We start from the raw sequence: 18116 nt of genomic DNA, 5'->3' as shown, positions 1-18116 counted from the left end.
ATGAAGGTCATCCTGGTCGTGCTGGACGGACTTGCCCTGAGAGTCGCCGAACACGGACTCGGCTTCCTCCAGGCGCTCTGCCTGGCCGGCCGGGGTCGCCTCTACCGGCTGGAGTGCGAGTTGCCCTCGCTCTCCCGCCCGCTCTACGAGTGCCTGCTCACCGGGGTACCGCCGGTGCGCAGTGGCATCGTCCACAACGGCGTGGATCGGCTGTCCAACCAGACCAGCCTCTTCCACCTGGCCCAGGCCGCCGGCCTCACCACGGCGGCGGCGGCCTATCACTGGGTCAGCGAACTCTATAACCGCAGCCCTTTCGATCGGGCGCGAGACAGACACGTCAGCGACACCGGCCTGCCCATCCAGCACGGTCATTTCTACTACGCCGACCACTACCCGGATTCCCATCTGTTCGACGATGCCGAGCACCTGCGCCTGGCCCATGACCCGGACATCCTGCTGGTGCATCCGATGAACATCGACGACGCCGGTCACAAGCACGGCCTCTCCAGCCCGGAATACCGCAACGCCGCGCGCCGCGCCGACGGCCTGCTCTCCCACTACCTGCCGACCTGGCTGGACGCCGGCTACCAGGTACTGGTGACCGCCGACCACGGCATGAACGACGACCGCAGTCACGGCGGAACGCTGGCGGAGGAGCGCGAAGTCCCGCTATTCGTCTTCGGTGCCGGCTTTTCCCTGGGCGACGCCAGCCCCGCTCAGGTGGAGATCTGCGGCACCGTCTGCACCCTGCTGGGCCTCGTCCACGACAAGCCGCTGTGCCGGGAGCTGCTGGCATGAAGCGCCCCTGGCTCGCCCTGCTGCTGACCCTGCCCTTCCTGCTGGTGTTCGGCGCCTTCCAGCTGGCACCGCTGGCCTGGATCGCCCTCAACAGCTTCAACTCCAGCGAAAGCGGCTGGGGCCTGGGCAACTACGCCGAGATTCTCGGCTCGCCCTTCTACCTGCAGGCCATCCGCTTCTCCCTGGAGATCTCGCTCTGGTCCAGCGTCTGCGGCCTGCTGATCGCCCTGGTCGGCGCCTACTCGCTGACCCGGGTGGACTCGCGGCTGCGTGGCTTCGTGGTGGCCTTCACCAACATGACCAGCAACTTCGCCGGGGTGCCCCTGGCCTTCGCCTTCATCATCCTGCTGGGCATCAACGGCTGCCTGACCCTGGCCCTCAAGCAACTCGGCGTGATCGAGGGCTTCAATCTCTACACCAAGGGCGGCCTGATCCTCATCTATACCTATTTCCAGATTCCCTTGGGCGTGCTGCTGCTGTTTCCCGCCTTCGAGGCCTTGAAGCAGGACTGGCGCGACGCTGCCGCCTTGCTCGGCGCCGGCACCTGGCAGTATTGGCGGCACATCGGCCTGCCAGTCCTCAGTCCAGCACTAGTCGGCACCTTCATCATCCTGCTAGCCAACGCCCTGGGCGCCTATGCCACGGTCTATGCCCTCACCACCGGCAACTTCAACGTGGTGCCGGTGCGCATCGCCGCCCTGGTCTCCGGCGACATCTACCTGGAACCCAACCTGGCCGCAGCGCTGGCCATGCTGCTGGTGGCCTTCATGACCCTGATCACCCTCGTCCATCAATGGCTGCTGCGGCGGAATCGTCATGTCCAGAACTGAGCGCCTCTATCATCGGACAGTGGTCTGGCTGCTGTTCCTGATCCTGGTCGCGCCCCTGGCCGCGACGCTCGTCTATTCCCTGGCCACCCAGTGGTCGGCGACGCTGCTGCCAGCAGGCTTCACCTTCAAGTGGTATCTGCAGCTCTGGAGCGACCCCCGCTTCCTCGCCGCTTTCGGCCGCTCCCTGGCGATCTGCTTCGGTGCCCTGGTGCTGTCCTGCGTGCTGATCCTGCCGACCATGTTCGTCATCGCCTACCACTTTCCGCGGCTGGACGCGCTGATGAACGTGCTGATCCTGCTGCCCTTCGCCGTGCCGCCGGTGGTCTCGGCGGTGGGCCTGTTGCAGCTCTATGCGAGTGGGCCGCTGCCGCTGACCGGCACGCCCTGGATCCTGGTGTTCTGCTACTTCACCATCGCCCTGCCCTTCATGTACCGCGCCATCAGCAACAACCTGCAAGCACTCAATCTGCGTGACCTGATGGACGCCGCCCACCTGCTCGGCGCCAGCTCCTGGCGCGCCGCCCTACTGGTGGTGCTACCCAACCTGCGCACCGGGCTGATGGTGGCGCTGTTCCTGTCGTTCTCCTTCCTCATCGGCGAATTCGTCTTCGCCAATCTCCTGGTGGGGACGCGCTACGAGACGCTGCAGATCTATCTCTACAACCTGCGCAACGGCAGCGGCCACCTGACCAGCGCCCTGGTGATCTCCTACTTCCTCGCGGTCCTGCTGATGACCTGGATCGCCAATCGCCTGAATCGGGAGCGGACATGAGCTATCTCGCGGTCAAGGGACTGCACAAGCGCTACGGCGCCAACACCCTGTTCACCGACATCGAATTCCATGCCGAACAAGGCGAGCTGGTCACCCTGCTCGGTCCCTCCGGCTGCGGCAAGTCCACCCTGCTGCGCTGCCTGGCCGGCCTCACCGAGGTCGACCGCGGCAGCATCGTGCTGGCCGGTCAAGACATCACCCAACTGCCGCCCCAGCGCCGCGGCATCGCCATGGTGTTCCAGAGCTACGCCCTGTTTCCCAACATGACCGTGGCGCAGAACGTCGCCTTCGGCCTGCGCATGCAGCGGCTGGCACAGGACGAAGTCCGCCAGCGAGTGAGCGAGGCCTTGACGCTGGTGGAGCTGGAAGGCTTCGCCGAGCGCTATCCGCACCAGCTCTCCGGTGGCCAGTGCCAGCGCGTGGCGCTGGCGCGCTCGCTGATCGTGCGGCCGCGCCTGCTATTGCTGGACGAGCCCCTCTCGGCGCTGGACGCGCGTATCCGTCGCCACCTGCGCGAGCAGATCCGCGCCATCCAGCAGGAGCTGGGGCTGACCACGGTGTTCGTCACCCACGACCAGGAAGAGGCCCTGACCCTATCCGATCGCATCGTGCTGATGCGCGAGGGCCGCATCGTCCAGAGCGGCGATGCCGAGACCCTCTACACCGCGCCGGTAGACGCCTTCGCCGCCGGCTTCATCGGCAACTACAACCTGCTCAGCGCCGACCAGGCCAGCCGCCTGTTCGGCCAGACCTTCCAGCGCCAGGTGGCAATTCGTCCCGAAGCCATTCGCCTCGGCGTCGCGGGTGGCATCGCCGGACGCATCGTCGGCCACAGCCTGCTCGGCAACGTGATCCGCTACCGGATCGCCACCGAAGCCTGCGAACTCAATGTCGACGTTCTCAATCACGGCCCGACGGCCTTGCAGCCGAACGGCACAGCCGTCACCCTGGCCGTCGATTCCGACAGCCTGAGAGAAGTGGCATGACCCTGGCGATTTTCGATCTCGACGAAACCCTTATCGATGGCGACTGCTCCAGCCTCTGGAGCCAGCAGATGGGAGTGCTCGGCTGGGTCGACCGCGAGTCCTTCGTGCGGCGCGACAGCGAGCTGATGGCGGCCTATGCCCAGGGCGAACTGGCCATGGAAGACTACATGGCCTTCCACCTCGAACCCCTGGTGGGCCGCACGCCCGAGGAAGTGGACTTCGAGGTCGGACCCTGGGTCGAGGACGTCATCGAACCCTTGATCTTCAGCGATGCCATGAAGTGCATTGCCGCCCATCGAGCGGCCGGAGACCGGGTGATCATCGTCTCGGCCTCCGGGGTTCACCTGGTGGAACCCATCGCCGAACGGTTGGGCGTGGAAGAGGTACTGGCCATCGACCTGCAGGTCAGCCACGGCGTCTACAGTGGCCAGGTGGAGGGCGTCATGACCTTCCGCGAAGGCAAGCTGACCCGTCTGCTGGAACTGCTCGGCGGCGACCGCGGCCTGCTGGATACCGCCAGTTTCTACTCCGACTCGCGCAACGACCTGCCGCTGCTCGAAGCGGTGGGCAAGCCGCACGTGGTGAACCCGGACCCGGTCCTGCGCGAGCGCGCGGCCCAGGCCGGCTGGCCGATCCTCAGCTGGCGGTAGCCAACATCGCGGCCATGGGCCGCTCCTACAGGCTCGACGTAACCGTAGGAGCGGCCCATGGCCGCGATGAAGACAGTTGTTCCTACAGCAGACTCAATCCGTAGGAGCGGCCGCATCGGCAGACCACCGCCATGGCCGCGATCACCTCAGGCTTGGAGGATCACTCCAAGCCTTCGTCCAGCACCAATACCACCTTGCCGTTCACCTCGTTGCTTTCCAGGGCGGCGAAGGCGGCCTCGGCGTTCTGTGCGGCGAAGCGCCGTTCGAGGTTGACGCTCAGTTGGCCTTGGGCGAACAGCGGCCAGACTTTCTCCTCCAAGGCCAGCATGGTCTTGGCCTTGAACTCCACCGATCTGTTGCGCAGCGTCGAGCCGATGAGGCGGATGCGCTTGCCGAGGACCTTGGCCAGATCCAGCTCGGCCTCACGCCCACCCATGAGACCGATCAGCACCCAGCGACCGTCCCGGCCCAGTAGGTCCAGGTTGAGCGGTGCATAACCTGCCCCGACCGGATCGAGGATCACATCGAAGGGCGCGAAGTCCCGCAGGCCTTCCAGGTCGGTCTTGCGCAACACTCCACCCTCGGCGCCGAGCCGCTCGCAGTGCGCCAGCCGCTCCTGGGAGCCGACACTGACCCAGCAGGGGTTGCCGAAGGCCTTGCACAGCTGGATGGCCGCCGAACCCACGCCGCTGGCGCCAGCGTGCAACAACACCTTCTCGCCCGGCTGCAGCGCAGCCAGATCGAACAGATTGCTCCAGGCGGTGGCCCACACTTCCGGCAGCGCTGCCGCCTCGATCAACGATAGACCCGCCGGCACGGCCGCGGCCTGGCGACCATCGACCACCACCTCGCTGGCCATGCCACCTCCGGCGAGCAGCGCGCAGACGCGGTCACCCACCTGCCAGCGGGAATCCGCGGTGGTCTCACTGACCACCCCGGCACATTCGAGGCCCAAGGTGGCGGGCGCGCCCGGTGGCGGTGGATAGTTGCCCGCCAATTGCAGCAGGTCGGCGCGGTTCAGGCCCGCTGCCGCCACCTTGATGCGAATTTCTCCAAGCGCCAGCGCGCGAGCGCTATAGGCCTGCCATTCCAGTTGCCCTTCGATACCTTGCAATGCGTTCACGGTGCCTCCATAGTGGCTCAGGCTTTGACGAAAAGCGCCTGCGCCGGCGGGTTCTGCGGGAGTCGAGCGGACCGGAAGACGCGGGGCTGTCACAGCCGTCGCTTCCCAGCGCTCTCAACCTTCAGACCTCAGACCACCGCCAGACGACTTTCGTCAGCGCCCGTCATACTTCCCAGGCCGCGGAACCGCCCGACCCGGGAACGGCCTATAGCCTATTCCTTTCCGTGCATTAGTCGAATACACATGAAGCAGCTCTTGTCCCGTACCGCCCTCGTTGTCCTGCTTGGCGTCAGCGCGACGCCCCTCTTCGCCAAGCCCAACTCACCGGTTAGCGTCGACAAGCTGCAACCCGACCGCGACCAGGTCATCGCCAGCCTCAACATCGTCGAGCTGCTCAAGCGCCACCATTACAGCAAGCCGCCGCTCAACGATGCCCAGTCGATCAAGATCTACGACAGCTATCTGAAGATGCTCGATCCCGCCCGGCTGTATTTCAATGCCGCCGACATCCGCGAATTCGATGCCTCGCGCACCCGCTTCGACGACTACCTCAAGCAGGGCAATCTCGAACCGGGCTTCGCCATCTATCGCCGTTATGCCCAGCGCATGACCGAGCGCCTGAACTACGGCCTGGGGCTGCTCAACGCCGGTATCGGCAAGCTCGACTTCACCGTCGACGAGTCCTTCAACACCAACCGCGAGAAGGCCGCGTGGCCAGCCGATACCGCGGCACTGGACGACCTCTGGCATCGCAAGCTCAAGGACGAGGTGCTGCGCCTGCGCCTGTCCGGCAAGACCGACCAGCAGATCCAGCAGCAGCTGACCAAGAGATACAAGAACCAGCTGGCGCGGCTCAACCAGACCCGCAGCGAAGACGTCTTCCAGACCTACATCAACGCCTTCGCCGAGTCCTACGACCCGCACACCCAGTACCTCTCGCCGGAAAGCGCCGAGAACTTCGACATCAACATGAGCCTGTCGCTGGAAGGCATCGGCGCGGTGCTGCAGAACGACAATGACTACGTGCAGATCCTGCGCCTGGTGCCGGCCGGCCCGGCGGACAAGTCCAAGCAGATCGCTCCGGCGGACAAGATCGTCGGGGTCGCCCAGGGCGACGGCGAGATGGTCGATGTCATCGGCTGGCGTCTGGACGAAGTGGTCAAGCTGATCCGCGGACCCAAGGGTTCCAAGGTACGCCTGGAGATCATCCCGGCGAGCAACGCGCCGAACGACCAGAAGACCAAGATCGTCACCATCACCCGCGAAGCGGTGAAGCTCGAAGAGCAGGCCGCGCAGAAGCACGTGATCGACGTGCCCCACGAAGGCAAGCACTACAAGCTCGGCGTGATCGACGTACCGGCCTTCTACCTGGACTTCAAGGCCTATCGCGCCGGCGATCCGAACTACAAGAGCACCACGCGCGACGTGAAGAAGCTCATCGGCGAGCTGCAGAAGGAAAAGGTCGACGGCATCGTCCTGGACCTGCGCAACAATGGCGGCGGCTCGTTGCAGGAAGCCACCGAGCTGACCGGTCTGTTCATCGACCAGGGCCCCACCGTGCTGGTGCGCAATGGCGATGGCAAGGTCGAGGTACTGGCCGACGACGAAGGCGGCGCCTTCTACAAGGGACCCCTGACCGTCCTGGTCAATCGCCTGTCCGCCTCGGCCTCGGAGATCTTCGCCGGTGCCATGCAGGACTATCACCGCGCCCTGATCGTCGGTGGCCAGACCTTCGGCAAGGGCACCGTGCAGACCATCCAGCCGCTGAACCACGGTGAACTCAAGCTGACCATCGCCAAGTTCTACCGCGTCTCCGGTCAGAGCACCCAGCACCAGGGCGTGCTGCCGGACATCGACTATCCGGCGGTGGTGGATACCAAGCAGATCGGCGAAAGCGCCCTGCCCGACTCCATGCCCTGGGACACCATAGCCCCGGCGGTGACTGGCCTGAGCAATCCCTTCGCTGCCTACCTGCCGGAACTGGTCAAGCGCCACGATGTGCGGGTGCAGAAGGACCCCGACTTCATCTTCGCTCGCGAGCGGCTGAAGCTGGCCCAGGAGCTGGCGGCGGACACCACCGTCAGCCTCAACGAGCAGAAGCGTCGCGCCGAGCAGACCGCCCTGGACAACCGCCAACTGGCAATGGAGAACCAGCGCCGTCAGGCCAAGGGTGAGGCTCCGCTCAAGGAGCTGAAGAAGATCGACGAGGACAACCCGGCGGTCGATGACGACAAGACCATGCCGCAGGACGATGCCTACCTCATGGAGTCGGGTCATGTGCTGCTGGACTATCTCGACCTCAGCCAGACTCCGCCCAAGCGCTGACATCAAAATGTAATATGTCTGTCGTGAAATGCCCGGGGGCCGCCACAAGTGGCCCCCGGGCATTTTCGTTTTCGCGTTCTGACAGGCTGACCATGACACTGAACGACCAGGCTGGGGTGTTGGATCGCATTCTCGCCAACCGGGAGCTGCATTCGCTCTTTCAACCCATAGTGTCCCTGAGCGAAAGACGCATCCTCGGTTACGAGGCCCTGATTCGTGGCGCCTCCAATACGCCGCTGCACTCACCGCTGCCGCTCTACGCCACCGCTCGCCAGGCCGGTCGCCTCTCCGAGCTGGAAATCGCTGCTCGCCAGCAGTCCTGCCAGAGTTTTCGCGAGCTGGCGCTGGATGGCCTGCTGTTCCTCAACGTCTGCCCGGAAACCCTGCTCGAACCCGCCCATCAGCCGGGCCAGACGCTCAAGCTGCTGCAACGCCTGGGTCTTTCCCCGGCCCAGGTGGTGATCGAACTCACCGAGCAGTCGCCCATCGACGATTTCGCCCTGCTGGCCACCGCCCTGCATCACTATCGCGCCATGGGCTTTTCCATCGCCCTCGATGACCTGGGCGCCGGCTATTCCAGCCTGAGAAGCTGGTCGGAGCTGCGCCCGGACTTCGTCAAGATCGACCGCCACTTCATCGAGTCCATCCATCGCGACAAGGTGAAGCGCGAATTCGTCGGCTCCATCCTGAAGATGGCCGAGGCCTCGCGGGCCCAGGTGATCGCCGAGGGCATCGAGACCCACGAAGAGCTGTCCACTCTGGCGAGCATGGGCGTCGACCTGGTGCAGGGCTACCTGCTGGGTCGGCCGACGGCGGCGCCGCCCCGGGAAATCCAGACCTTGCTGCCGGTGATCGCCACCCGCGGTTCCGACCTCGCCGAGGAATCCACGACGGTGGCCAGCCTGAGGGTCGAGCAGGTAGCGGTGGGCCAGGACATGCTCATTCCCGACGTCCTGGAACGCTTTCGCCTGCAACCCAGCCTGAATACCCTGGCCGTGGTGGACGAGGATGATCGCCCCGTGGGGATCGTCCATCACCATGAATTGAGTTCGGCGCTGCTCAAGCCCTTCGCCCACGAGGTGTTCGCCCGCAAGCCCATCGCCCGGCTGATGAACCAGGACTTCCTGGCCACCGAGAGCAGCCAGTCGCTGCAGCAGGTCAGTCGGCTGCTCACCGCCCGCGCCAGGCAGCGGATCGAAGAGGATTTCATCATCACCGAGGACGGCCGCTACGTGGGGGTCGGCCGGGTGATGGACGTGCTGCGACTGATCACCGAGCAGCGCATCCAGCAGGCCAAGCACGCCAACCCCCTCACCCAGTTGCCCGGTAACGTGCCGATCCAGCAGTGCCTGACCCGGCTACTCGAGCAGCAGCGCGAAGCCGTGGTGTGCTACGTCGACATCGACGGTTTCAAGCCCTTCAACGATCTCTATGGCTACGCCAAGGGCGACGAGGTACTGCTCTGCCTGGCGCAGACCCTGTCGGAGCGCCTTGACCCGCAACAGGATTTCGTCGGCCACATCGGCGGCGATGACTTCCTGGTGGTCCTGGGTTCGACGGACTGGCGCCGCCGGCTGAATGGCCTGATGGCGGCCTTCCAGGAGCGCTGCCGGCATTTCTATCGCAGCGAACACCTGGAGGCTGGCTGCTTCCTCGCCTACGACCGTGACGGGCGGCGGCGGGAGTATCCACTGCTGTCGCTGTCCCTCGGCGTGGTTGAATTGGACAAGGACGCCGGCAAGCGGGTAGACGCCAGCGGCCTGGCGGGTCTCGCTTCCGAAGCCAAGCGCAATGCCAAGACGATCCCCGGCTACAGCCTGCACCTGATGCGCGCCTGACCCTCAGGCCTGATGGTGATCGGGGTAGAGGTGCTCGAACACCCGGGTGACTTCGGCGGCGTGCCAGCTGACTGCATCAGCCGCTTGGGGCGCACCTTCCAGCGCCCCCAGGCGCAACGCGCAGTCGAAGAAGCCCTCTCGTGGCAGGCGGCTGCCGCTCTGGCTGACCACCAGGGCGCTGCGCAGCGGCCGCCCTTCGCGGCGGTCGAGGGCGGCCAGGTACTCCAGGGCGGCGGTCAGGGTCATCATGGCGGGCTGCGGTAGCCCCACCCGTTCGATCACCGAGCGGTAGGTCAGCAGGCTACGGCTGCGGCGGGCGCTTTCCAGTTCGTCCAAGAGGGCCAGCCAGTGCTGGCGGCTGATACGTAGGCTCAAGAGCGGTCAGTCCCGCAATTGGTCGAGGGCGACACCCGGTGCGGGACGCTCGTGCTTGTCGGGCAGCGCCGCCAGGGCGGCCTGCTGGGTAGCGGACCTGTTGTCGCGCCAGGCGCGGAAGGCGTCGAGCTCATCACTACATGCCTTGCCGATCCAGGCCAGCACGGCCAGGTCGTCGAGCAGGCCGAACATCGGTACCCAGTCGGGGATGAGATCGATGGGCAGGAGGAAGTAGACCAGACCGCCAGCCACAGTCAGCAGCGTCTTGCGACTCACGCCGCGATACTGGCCACGCCACCAAGCCAGCAGCAACTGGTGGAACAGCCCCAGGGTCTCCCGGGCTTCACCCAGCTTGAGGCCCCGCTTGCTGGTCTTGCGTGCCACGCCCAGCAGCAGCGCAGGCAGGCGCCCGCGGATCAGCAGGCGCTGGGCGAGTCCCAGATAGCGATCAAAATTCTTCGGTGGCTTCATGGGCACCTCGAGCGGTGGAAACACGATTCAGGGGGCCTTCCCTGGCGCGGGGCCGGTACGCAAGGAATCTGATCGCAAAGGGCCGGCAGGGTTTCCGGGCCCCAATGCAAAACGCCCTGCAAAGCAGGGCGTTAGAGGGCGCGAACCGGCTTACTTCTTGGCCGGTGCTTTCTCGGCCGGCGCCTTCTCGGCGGCGGCTGGCGCCTGGTCGGCGGCCGGGGCGTCGTCGGCGTCCGCCGCGGCGGCGTCCTTGATGCCCAGCAGCTCCAGGTCGAACACCAGCACCGAGTTGGCCGGAATCGCCGGGCTCGGGCTCTGGGCGCCGTAGGCCAGCTCGGAAGGGATGTACAGCTTGATCTTCTCGCCGACGTGCATCAGTTGCAGCGCCTCGACCCAACCCGGGATCACGCCGTTGACCGGCAGATCGATCGGGGTGCCACGCTTGATGGAGCTGTCGAATACGGTACCGTCGACCAGCTTGCCCTCGTAGTGCACGGTGACCACGTCAGTCGGCTTGGGCTGCGGGCCGTCGGCCTTCTTGACCACTTCGTACTGCAGGCCGGAAGCGGTGGTGATCACGCCAGGCTTCTTGCCGTTCTCTTCGAGGAATTTCTTGCCGGCCTTGGCATTGTCTTCACTGACCTTGGCCATCTTCTCTTCGGCGCGCTTCTGCAGGGCGGCGAAGGCCTCGGTCAGCTGCTGATCGGTCAGCTTCTGGTCTTTCTTGCCAACGGCGTCTTCGATGCCCAGGGCGACGGCCTTGGGATCCAGGTCATCGATACCTTCCTGGGCCAGGCTCTTGCCCATGTTCAGGCCGATACCGTAGGACGCCTTCTGGGCCGGGCTTTCCAGCTCGACCTTGGGCTTGGAGTCGCAGCCGCTCAGAACCAGACCCACCAGGGCCACCGCTGCTGCCAACCGATACTGTTTCATGTTGATTCCTTATCCGTGCGCACTGTGCGCGTTCAAATAACTGATCGAGCTTACAAGGAGACCTGCTCGCTTGCCATCGCCAGGCCTCTAAATGGCTGCAAAGGATAAGATTTCAAGCTTATGTCTGCCTGAACATTGCGTGAACGGAGTGCGCGCTATGCTTGGCGAGCCACTGCGACCGCCAGCCGCATGGGCGCGACCGGCAGCCCTGCAGACGTTAAACTGGCGCCTTCTTCAGCGCTTGATAGAGACGTTCATGTTCGAGCCCAATGATCTGAATCGTTCACCTCTCGACCTTGCCCAGGAATCACGCAAGGCGGGTGGCTACGGTCTGCTGTACTCGGTGCTGCTGGCCATCGGCATCCTGCTCTACCACCACTGGGTACCGACGGCCTTCCCCGGCAGCCTGCTGCAGATGTCCATGGCGCTGCCCATCATCCTGTTCGTCGGCAGCGCCATCTACTACCTGACCATGGTGCGCAAGTGCGAGCGCCTGCAACGCGAGGAAGACGAAAAGGCTGGCAAGGGCAAGAGCAAACGCCGCTAGCCGTGCTGAACGTCGCCGCCACGACCCGGTCGATTGCAGACGGCGACCGGCGCGGGAGGCGCGATGCTGACCATCACCGATCTGCACAAGAGCTATCCGACACCCCAGGGACCCCTGCCGGTCCTGCGCGGGGTGGATCTGCATCTCGGCCAGGGCGAGAGCCTGGCCCTGATGGGCGAATCCGGTAGCGGCAAGAGCACCCTGCTGCACCTGGTCGCCGGCCTCGACCGCGCCGACAGCGGACGCATCGAGGCGGCCGGGCAGACCTTGTCCGACCTGAACGAAACAGCCCTGGCGCGCTGGCGCCGCGAGGGCATTGGACTGATCTTCCAGCAATTCAACCTGATCGCCAGCCTGTCGGTGGCCGACAACCTCGCCTTCCAGGCCCGCCTTGCCCAACGTCACGATCCGCGTTGGCAGCAGGTCCTGGCCGAACGCCTGGGCCTTGCAGGACTACTAGATCGCTATCCCGAGCAGCTATCCGGCGGCCAGCAGCAGCGCGTCGCCCTCGGGCGCGCCCTGGCCTCGCGCCCGCCCCTGCTACTGGCCGACGAGCCCACCGGCAATCTCGACGAGGGCAGCGGCGACCAGGCCCTGGCGCTGCTGCTGGAGCTGGTCGCCGAGACCGGCTCCAGCCTGTTGATGGTGACCCACAGCGCCCGTATCGCCGGCCGGCTGGATAGAACGTTGCAACTGGAACGGGGCAGGCTGATCCTGGCGGACGAGCGTGGCGCATGAGGTTGCTCTACTGGAGCCTGCACGGCCTGCTCAGCCACTGGCGGCGGCATCCGCTGCAACTGGCCGGGCTGATCGCCGGATTGTGGCTGGCCACCGCCCTGCTGATCGGCGTACTGGCGCTCAATGCCCAGGCGCGGCAGAGCTATGCCCAGGCCAGCGCGCTGTTCGGCGCCGATCAATCCAGCCTGGAAGCCCGCGATGGCGGTCGGTTTCCCCAGGCGCTGTTCGTCGAACTGCGCCGGCAGGGCTGGCCGGTGTCGCCCGTTCTGCAGGGGCGTCTGGCCCTCGCCGAGCGCGAGCGGCCGGTGCCCCTGATCGGCCTGGAACCGGTCAGCCTGCCCGCCGATCGCGGTGTGGCGGCCAGGGCTTCGCCCGAGACGCTGCTGGAGTTCCTAAGCCCGCAGGGCGCTACCTGGATCGCCCCGGAAACCCTGCGTGAATGGCGCCTCCGCGACGGCGCCGTGCTGCACCGCACGGATGGCGAGCCGCTGCCGCCGCTGCGCAGCCGTATCGGCCTGGCGCCCGGCACCCTGGTCATGGACATCGGCCAGGCCCAGCGGCTGCTGGCGGCGCCGGAGCTGTTGTCCCGGCTGATCCTGCCCAAGACCTTCCAGCGCGACCTGCCGCCGCTGGCAGGCCCACCGCTGCAGCGGGTCGAGAGCGACCAGGGCAGCGAGCTCGACCGCCTGACCGACAGCTTCCACCTCAATCTGCTGGCACTGGGCCTGCTGGCCTTCGCCGTGGGGCTGTTCATCGTCCAGGCGGCAGTCGGTCTGGCCCTGGAGCAACGCCGGCCGCTGCTGCGTACCTTGCGCGCCTGCGGGCTGTCGGCCGCGACTCTGGTACTGGCGCTAGCCCTGGAGTTGAGCCTCATCGCCCTGGTGGCCGGCGGGCTCGGCGTAGTCAGTGGCTATGGCCTGGCCGCACTGCTGTTGCCGGACGTGGCGGCCAGCCTGCGTGGCCTCTATGGCGCGGAAGTCGCCGGCACCCTGACCCTGAGCCCGGCCTGGTGGCTCGTCGGACTCGGCCTCAGCCTGGGTGGCGCGCTGCTGGCCGGAGCCGCTGGCCTCTGGCGCGCGGCGCGGCTACCCCTACTGGCCCTGGCCCAGGGCGAGGCCTGGCGTGCCGCCCATGGTCGTTGGCTCAGACGCCAGGCCATGGCCGCCGCGCTGGCAGCCCTGGTCGCCCTCGGCTTGCTGCTGGGCGGCGACAGCCTGGGCAGCGGACTGGCCCTGCTCGGCTGCCTGTTGCTGGCGGCGGCGCTGGCGTTGCCACCCTTGCTCAGCGCCTTGCTCGATCTCCTCCTCGGCAGGGCGCGCCGTCCCCTGCTGCGCTGGTTCCTCGCCGATGCGCGCCAGCAACTGCCAGGCCTGTCCCAGGCGCTGATGGCACTGCTCCTCGCCTTGGCCGCCAATGTCGGCGCCGGCAGCATGACCGAGGGCTTTCGCCGCACCTTCGACGGCTGGCTGGACCAGCGCCTGGCCGCCGAGCTCTATCTGCGCCCCCAGGATGACCGCCAGGGAGCCAGCCTGCTTGCCTGGTTGCCTGGGCAACCCGGCGTCCGCGCGGCGCTGCCGGTCCATGAGGTGGAGACGACCTTGCAGGGCCAGCCCACCACCCTCAGCGGCGTGGTGGACGACGCCCTCTATCGCCTGCACTGGCCGTTGCTGGACGGCTCTGCGGCAAGCTGGACAGCCTTCTTCGCCGGCGACGGCGTGATGCTCAGCGAGCAACTGGCGCGGCTACTGCAGGTCGCCAAGGGGCAGAGGCTCGAACTGGTGGGGAGCCAGGGCCGCTGGGCCGCCCCCATCCTCGCCACCTATGCCGACTACGGCAATCCTCGCGGTCATCTGCTGCTGTCGCAACAGCGGCTACGGACGCTCTGGCCGGACGCCGGCCTGGTCCGCATCGTCGTGCGCATGGCGCCGGAGCAGGTGGACGCCCTGCGCGGCGAGCTGCAGCAACGCTTCGCCCTGGACGCCAGCCGCTCCGTCGACCAGGGTCAGTTGCGCCGCTACGCCGATCAGGTCTTCGAGCGCACCTTCAGCGCCACCGCCGCGCTCAACGCCCTGACCCTGGCGGTGGCCGGTCTGGCGTTGTTCATTGCCCTGCTCGGTCAGGCGCAGCGCCGCCTTGGCCAACTCGCCCCGCTGTGGGCACTGGGGATCGAACGTCCACGGCTGGTCCTGCTTAGCCTTGGGCAACTACTGGGGCTCGCCGTCCTCACCCTGGCCCTGGCCATTCCGTTGGGCATCCTGCTCGCCTGGTGCCTGGTCGCCGTGGTGAACGTCCAGGCCTTCGGCTGGCGCCTGCCGCTGCAGGTGTTCCCCGGACAACTGCTGGCGCTGTCCGCCATCGCCCTGCTGGCGACCCTGCTGGCCGCCGCCTGGCCGCTGCTGCGCCTGCAGCGCAGCCAACCCCTGGACCTACTGCGAGAACTTGGCAATGAACGCTAGGGCGCTGTTGCTCGTCCTCCTCCTGCTCGTCGGTTGCGATGAACAGCCCCCCGCCGAAGGCTTCGCCGGCCTCGGTCAGGGCAGCGAGAACTTCGCCCCGGTGGTGCCGGGCAAGGTCTTCAGCTTTCCCGCCGACCACGGTGCCCATCCGGACTTTCGTATCGAGTGGTGGTACGTGACCGCCAACCTCAGCGATGCCCAGGGCCATCGCTACGGCGTGCAATGGACGCTGTTCCGCAACGCCCTACGACCCGGCGCCGACCAGCCCGGCTGGAGCAATGGCAACCTCTGGCTCGGGCACGCCGGCCTCACCAGCGAGACCCGGCAATTCTCCGCCCAGACCCAGGGTCGCGGCGGCGTCGGTCAGGCGGGCGTGATCGCCGCCCCCTTCTCGGCCTGGATCGACGACTGGCGCCTGACCGGCGACCTCAACGGCCAGGCCCAGGTAACCGCCCGCGGCCCGGGTTTCGCCTATCGCCTGGACCTCGCCGCAACCGGCCCGCTGGTACTCCAAGGCGAAGGCGGCGTCAGTCGAAAATCCGCCAGCGGCCAGGCGTCCTACTACTACAGCCAGCCATTCTTCCAGGCCCAGGGCGAACTGGAGATCGAAGGCCGGCGCGTGCCGGTCAGGGGCCTGGCCTGGTTGGATCGAGAATGGAGCAGCCAGCACCTGGCCGCCGACCAGCTGGGCTGGGACTGGTTTTCCCTGCACCTCGACGACGGTCGCCAGTTGATGCTCTACCGCCTGCGCCAGGCCGACGGCCAGCACTATCTGTTCGGCAACCTGATCGCCGCCGATGGCCACAATCAGCCGCTGCATCCCGGCGACATCCGCCTCGCGCCCCTGGCCACCCACCCGGTAGCCGGACGCCAGGTGCCGGTGCGCTGGTCCATCGCCCTGCCTGGCCAGGGCCTCGAACTGCGCATTGCCGCAGTCAACCCCAATGCCTGGATGGCCCTGGGCACGCCCTACTGGGAAGGCCCGGTCAGCGTCGACGGCAGCGCCCAGGGGGTGGGCTATCTGGAAATGACCGGCTATTAGTGCAGCACATTGGCAAGGAACTGGCGGGTGCGTGACTCCTGCGGTGCGCCGAACAGCTGCGCCGGTGCGCCACTTTCCAGGATGCGTCCACCGTCGAAGAACAGTACCCGGTCCGCCACCTCGCGGGCGAAGCCCATCTCATGGGTGACCACGATCATGGTCATGCCCTCGCGCGCCAGGTCCTTCATGATCGCCAACACCTCGTTGACCGTCTCCGGATCCAGGGCCGAAGTCGGCTCGTCGAACAGGAGCAGCTGCGGCTGCAGGGCCAGTGCCCGAACGATAGCCACCCGCTGCTGCTGGCCGCCGGAGAGCTCCACTGGATAGGCATCGGCCTTGTGCGCCAGCCCTACTCGCTCCAGCAACGCCCGCGCCTGGCGATCGGCCTCGGCAGCGCTGAGGCGTCCCAGCTTGACGGGCGCCAGGGTCAGGTTGCGGAGCACCGTGAGGTGCGGAAACAGGGTGTAGTCCTGGAACACCATTCCTACCTTCTGGCGAAGGGTCGCCAGGGCGCGACGGTCGCCGGCATGCACCGGTACACCGTCCAGCTCCACGGTGCCGGCCGAGGGCTCCTCAAGGCTGTTGAGGCAGCGGATGAGCGTCGACTTGCCCGAGCCGCTGGGACCTATCACCACCACCACCTCACCGGCCGCGACATCGAGGTCCACCCCACGGACGATCTGTTGCTCGCCGAAGCTCTTGGTCAGTCCCCGGACCCTCAGCAAGGTGCTCACTGGGTCAGCGCCCGCAGGTTGGCAGCCAGGCGTGCCTGACTCTGCGCCTGCCGCGCACGCCGAGCCGCTTGTCGTTCCCGCTCCAGGGTGAGGCGTGCCCGCGCAGCCGCCAGGGTCCGCATGAGCGCAGGCGCACCGGGGCCTCCCGGCGATTGCCGCGAGGCGACGTTGGCGGTGGGATCCAGACTGTCACCGACCCGCGCGGCATCCAGCCCCAGGGGCCGCCCGATCACCGCCTGGGCGGCCTGGTCCAGCATGGCGCCGTCGATGGCGTTGGCCGGCAGACCTGCATCCAGCGCCTGGCGCACCACGGCCCCCACCACATGGTGCGCCTCGCGAAACGACAGCCCGCCCTCGCGCACGATGAGATCGGCCAGGCCCGTGGCCGTGGAGAAGTCCAGGGCGCTGCGTTCCAGACCTCGCCTGGCCTGAGGCTCCGCCGTACGCAGTACCAGGTCCAGCAGCTGCAGGCAGCGCAGCGTTTCCGCCGCCGCCTCCCAGAAACCGCGGGTGCCCTCGCGATTGGCATCGCCACTGTGGCTGAAGTGGGTGCCCTTGACCGTCATGGTGGCAGCCATCAGCAATCCGGCGATGTGGCCACTACGGCCCTTGAGGTACTCCAGCACGACCGGATTCTTCTTCTGCGGCATGATGCTGGAGGTGCCGGCGACGCTGTCGGGAAATTCCACCAGGCCGAATTCATGGGTCGTCCAGACGAAGTAATCCTGGGCGACCCGACTCCAGAACACCGCCAAAAGACTCAAATGGGACAGGCCTTCGAGGATGAAATCCCGCGAGGCCACGGCGTCCAGGGCGTTATCCAGATAACCGTCGAAGCCCAGCAGCTCGGCGGTGCGCGCCCGGTCGATGGCGAAGGGGGTACCGGCAAAGGCCGCTGCGCCCAGCGGACTCTGATTCATGCTGTCGAGGGTCGCGGCCAGCCGCAGACTGTCCCGCTCCAGCGCCTGGGCCACGCCGGCCAGATAGAAACCATAGGTGATCGGCTGCGCCGGCTGCAGGTGGGTATGCCCCGGCATCACCGTGGTGGCATGCCGCTCCGCGCCCTCCAGGGCGGTCGCACGGACCTGTTGCAGTGTCTCCAGCAGCTCGGCGAGGACATCCCGCGCCCGCAGGCGATCGAGGGTGGCGAGGATGTCGTTGCGGCTGCGACCGATGTGCAGGCGACCGCCGATATCGGCGCCCAGACGCTCGATCAGCGCGGCCTCGTAGTTGAAGTAGGCATCCTCGCGCAGCGGATCCAGGGGTACTGCCCCGGGGCCTGCCGTCTCCAGTTCGAGGATGCCGCGAGCCAGGGCCGCAGCCTGGGCACGGTCGATCAATCCCTGCTCGGCAAGCATCACCACATGGGCCTTGTTGACGTCGCCCAGATAGGGAAAGCCTTCGGCGAAACCGGCCAGGCGCGGCGCGTAGATGAAGTCGCAGACCTCGGGCGCGGTGGCCTCCCGGAGACGACGGCTGACCTTGGATTCTTGCATGG

At 66.7% G+C, this 18116-nt stretch carries 17 protein-coding genes; 11 read left to right on the top strand and 6 right to left on the bottom strand.

Annotated elements, in window-relative coordinates:
• From QZ471_RS13635 to QZ471_RS13615, 5 genes are read left to right on the top strand one after another with little or no spacing between them, the layout of a single operon-like run.
• Entirely contained in the window at positions 1-798 is a 798-nt protein-coding gene (locus QZ471_RS13635; protein ID WP_295464550.1) for an alkaline phosphatase family protein, read from the top strand.
• On the top strand, positions 795-1628 hold the full coding sequence (locus QZ471_RS13630; RefSeq protein ID WP_295464548.1) for an ABC transporter permease subunit: 834 nt from the start codon (positions 795-797) through the stop codon (positions 1626-1628). Before QZ471_RS13635 ends, QZ471_RS13630 begins: the two co-directional genes overlap by 4 nt.
• Positions 1615-2400: an ABC transporter permease gene (locus tag QZ471_RS13625; protein ID WP_295464546.1), complete on the top strand. Its 786-nt coding sequence runs from the start codon at positions 1615-1617 to the stop codon at positions 2398-2400. The genes QZ471_RS13630 and QZ471_RS13625 overlap by 14 nt, the downstream gene beginning before the upstream one ends.
• Positions 2397-3386, top strand: a complete 990-nt coding sequence (locus tag QZ471_RS13620; protein ID WP_295464544.1) for an ABC transporter ATP-binding protein — start codon at positions 2397-2399, stop codon at positions 3384-3386. Before QZ471_RS13625 ends, QZ471_RS13620 begins: the two co-directional genes overlap by 4 nt.
• The gene (locus QZ471_RS13615) at positions 3383-4036 is read left to right on the top strand and encodes an HAD family hydrolase (protein WP_295464542.1); all 654 of its coding nucleotides are present in this window, start codon (positions 3383-3385) and stop codon (positions 4034-4036) included. The genes QZ471_RS13620 and QZ471_RS13615 overlap by 4 nt, the downstream gene beginning before the upstream one ends.
• 160 nt (positions 4037-4196) lie before the next feature.
• On the opposite strand, the gene QZ471_RS13610 is transcribed toward QZ471_RS13615, so the two are convergent.
• Positions 4197-5159: an NAD(P)H-quinone oxidoreductase gene (locus tag QZ471_RS13610; protein WP_295464540.1), complete on the bottom strand. Its 963-nt coding sequence runs from the start codon at positions 5157-5159 to the stop codon at positions 4197-4199.
• A gap of 243 nt (positions 5160-5402) precedes the next feature.
• Between QZ471_RS13610 and QZ471_RS13605 the strand changes: the two genes are divergently transcribed.
• Together QZ471_RS13605 and QZ471_RS13600 are read left to right on the top strand one after the other, a co-directional pair.
• The gene (locus tag QZ471_RS13605) at positions 5403-7484 is read left to right on the top strand and encodes a carboxy terminal-processing peptidase (protein ID WP_295464538.1); all 2082 of its coding nucleotides are present in this window, start codon (positions 5403-5405) and stop codon (positions 7482-7484) included.
• Positions 7485-7576: 92 nt separating this feature from the next.
• Positions 7577-9322 carry a bifunctional diguanylate cyclase/phosphodiesterase gene (locus QZ471_RS13600; protein ID WP_295464536.1) on the top strand — a complete coding sequence of 582 codons (1746 nt, stop codon included), beginning with the start codon at positions 7577-7579 and terminating at the stop codon, positions 9320-9322.
• A gap of 3 nt (positions 9323-9325) precedes the next feature.
• Here the strand turns inward: QZ471_RS13600 and QZ471_RS13595 are convergent, their stop codons facing one another.
• The 3 genes from QZ471_RS13595 to QZ471_RS13585 form a co-directional block, all read right to left on the bottom strand.
• Entirely contained in the window at positions 9326-9697 is a 372-nt protein-coding gene (locus QZ471_RS13595; protein WP_295464534.1) for a hypothetical protein, read from the bottom strand.
• Positions 9698-9703: 6 nt separating this feature from the next.
• A complete protein-coding gene (locus QZ471_RS13590) occupies positions 9704-10168 on the bottom strand; it encodes a DUF1232 domain-containing protein (RefSeq protein WP_295464532.1) in 465 nt (154 codons plus the stop codon).
• Between the two features lie 150 nt (positions 10169-10318).
• Complete coding sequence (locus tag QZ471_RS13585) at positions 10319-11101, bottom strand: FKBP-type peptidyl-prolyl cis-trans isomerase (protein WP_295464529.1); 783 nt, start codon at positions 11099-11101, stop codon at positions 10319-10321.
• A 256-nt stretch (positions 11102-11357) separates the two neighbouring features.
• Between QZ471_RS13585 and QZ471_RS13580 the strand changes: the two genes are divergently transcribed.
• From QZ471_RS13580 to QZ471_RS13565, 4 genes are all read left to right on the top strand, one after another.
• On the top strand, positions 11358-11648 hold the full coding sequence (locus tag QZ471_RS13580) for a hypothetical protein (protein WP_295464527.1): 291 nt from the start codon (positions 11358-11360) through the stop codon (positions 11646-11648).
• Between the two features lie 63 nt (positions 11649-11711).
• Positions 11712-12386: an ABC transporter ATP-binding protein gene (locus QZ471_RS13575; protein ID WP_295464525.1), complete on the top strand. Its 675-nt coding sequence runs from the start codon at positions 11712-11714 to the stop codon at positions 12384-12386.
• Entirely contained in the window at positions 12383-14842 is a 2460-nt protein-coding gene (locus QZ471_RS13570; RefSeq protein ID WP_295464523.1) for an FtsX-like permease family protein, read from the top strand. Before QZ471_RS13575 ends, QZ471_RS13570 begins: the two co-directional genes overlap by 4 nt.
• Positions 14832-15884 carry a lipocalin-like domain-containing protein gene (locus tag QZ471_RS13565; RefSeq protein WP_295464521.1) on the top strand — a complete coding sequence of 351 codons (1053 nt, stop codon included), beginning with the start codon at positions 14832-14834 and terminating at the stop codon, positions 15882-15884. The genes QZ471_RS13570 and QZ471_RS13565 overlap by 11 nt, the downstream gene beginning before the upstream one ends.
• On the opposite strand, the gene QZ471_RS13560 is transcribed toward QZ471_RS13565, so the two are convergent.
• Complete coding sequence (locus QZ471_RS13560; protein ID WP_295464519.1) at positions 15881-16618, bottom strand: amino acid ABC transporter ATP-binding protein; 738 nt, start codon at positions 16616-16618, stop codon at positions 15881-15883. The genes QZ471_RS13565 and QZ471_RS13560 overlap by 4 nt on opposite strands.
• Positions 16615-18114 (bottom strand): argininosuccinate lyase, encoded by a 1500-nt coding sequence (gene argH, locus QZ471_RS13555; protein ID WP_295464517.1) that lies wholly within the window; start codon positions 18112-18114, stop codon positions 16615-16617. Before argH ends, QZ471_RS13560 begins: the two co-directional genes overlap by 4 nt.
• Positions 18115-18116: the final 2 nt, after the last annotated feature.

It is taken from the genome of uncultured Pseudomonas sp. (genome assembly GCF_913774235.1).
Taxonomy (GTDB): Bacteria; Pseudomonadota; Gammaproteobacteria; order Pseudomonadales; family Pseudomonadaceae; genus Chryseomonas.
Note: the sequence above shows the minus strand (reverse complement) of the source record. Positions and strands in the feature narration are given on the sequence as shown.

Bases quoted from the DNA above. Each gene is read 5' to 3' on its own strand.
- QZ471_RS13635 (WP_295464550.1), top strand. From the start codon at position 1: ATGAAGGTCATCCTGGTCGTGCTGGACGGACTTGCCCTGAGAGTCGCC.
- QZ471_RS13630 (WP_295464548.1), top strand. From the start codon at position 795: ATGAAGCGCCCCTGGCTCGCCCTGCTGCTGACCCTGCCCTTCCTGCTG.
- QZ471_RS13625 (WP_295464546.1), top strand. From the start codon at position 1,615: ATGTCCAGAACTGAGCGCCTCTATCATCGGACAGTGGTCTGGCTGCTG.
- QZ471_RS13620 (WP_295464544.1), top strand. From the start codon at position 2,397: ATGAGCTATCTCGCGGTCAAGGGACTGCACAAGCGCTACGGCGCCAAC.
- QZ471_RS13615 (WP_295464542.1), top strand. From the start codon at position 3,383: ATGACCCTGGCGATTTTCGATCTCGACGAAACCCTTATCGATGGCGAC.
- QZ471_RS13605 (WP_295464538.1), top strand. From the start codon at position 5,403: ATGAAGCAGCTCTTGTCCCGTACCGCCCTCGTTGTCCTGCTTGGCGTC.
- QZ471_RS13600 (WP_295464536.1), top strand. From the start codon at position 7,577: ATGACACTGAACGACCAGGCTGGGGTGTTGGATCGCATTCTCGCCAAC.
- QZ471_RS13590 (WP_295464532.1), bottom strand. From the start codon at position 10,168: ATGAAGCCACCGAAGAATTTTGATCGCTATCTGGGACTCGCCCAGCGC.
- QZ471_RS13585 (WP_295464529.1), bottom strand. From the start codon at position 11,101: ATGAAACAGTATCGGTTGGCAGCAGCGGTGGCCCTGGTGGGTCTGGTT.
- QZ471_RS13580 (WP_295464527.1), top strand. From the start codon at position 11,358: ATGTTCGAGCCCAATGATCTGAATCGTTCACCTCTCGACCTTGCCCAG.
- QZ471_RS13575 (WP_295464525.1), top strand. From the start codon at position 11,712: ATGCTGACCATCACCGATCTGCACAAGAGCTATCCGACACCCCAGGGA.
- QZ471_RS13570 (WP_295464523.1), top strand. From the start codon at position 12,383: ATGAGGTTGCTCTACTGGAGCCTGCACGGCCTGCTCAGCCACTGGCGG.
- QZ471_RS13565 (WP_295464521.1), top strand. From the start codon at position 14,832: ATGAACGCTAGGGCGCTGTTGCTCGTCCTCCTCCTGCTCGTCGGTTGC.
- argH (WP_295464517.1), bottom strand. From the start codon at position 18,114: ATGCAAGAATCCAAGGTCAGCCGTCGTCTCCGGGAGGCCACCGCGCCC.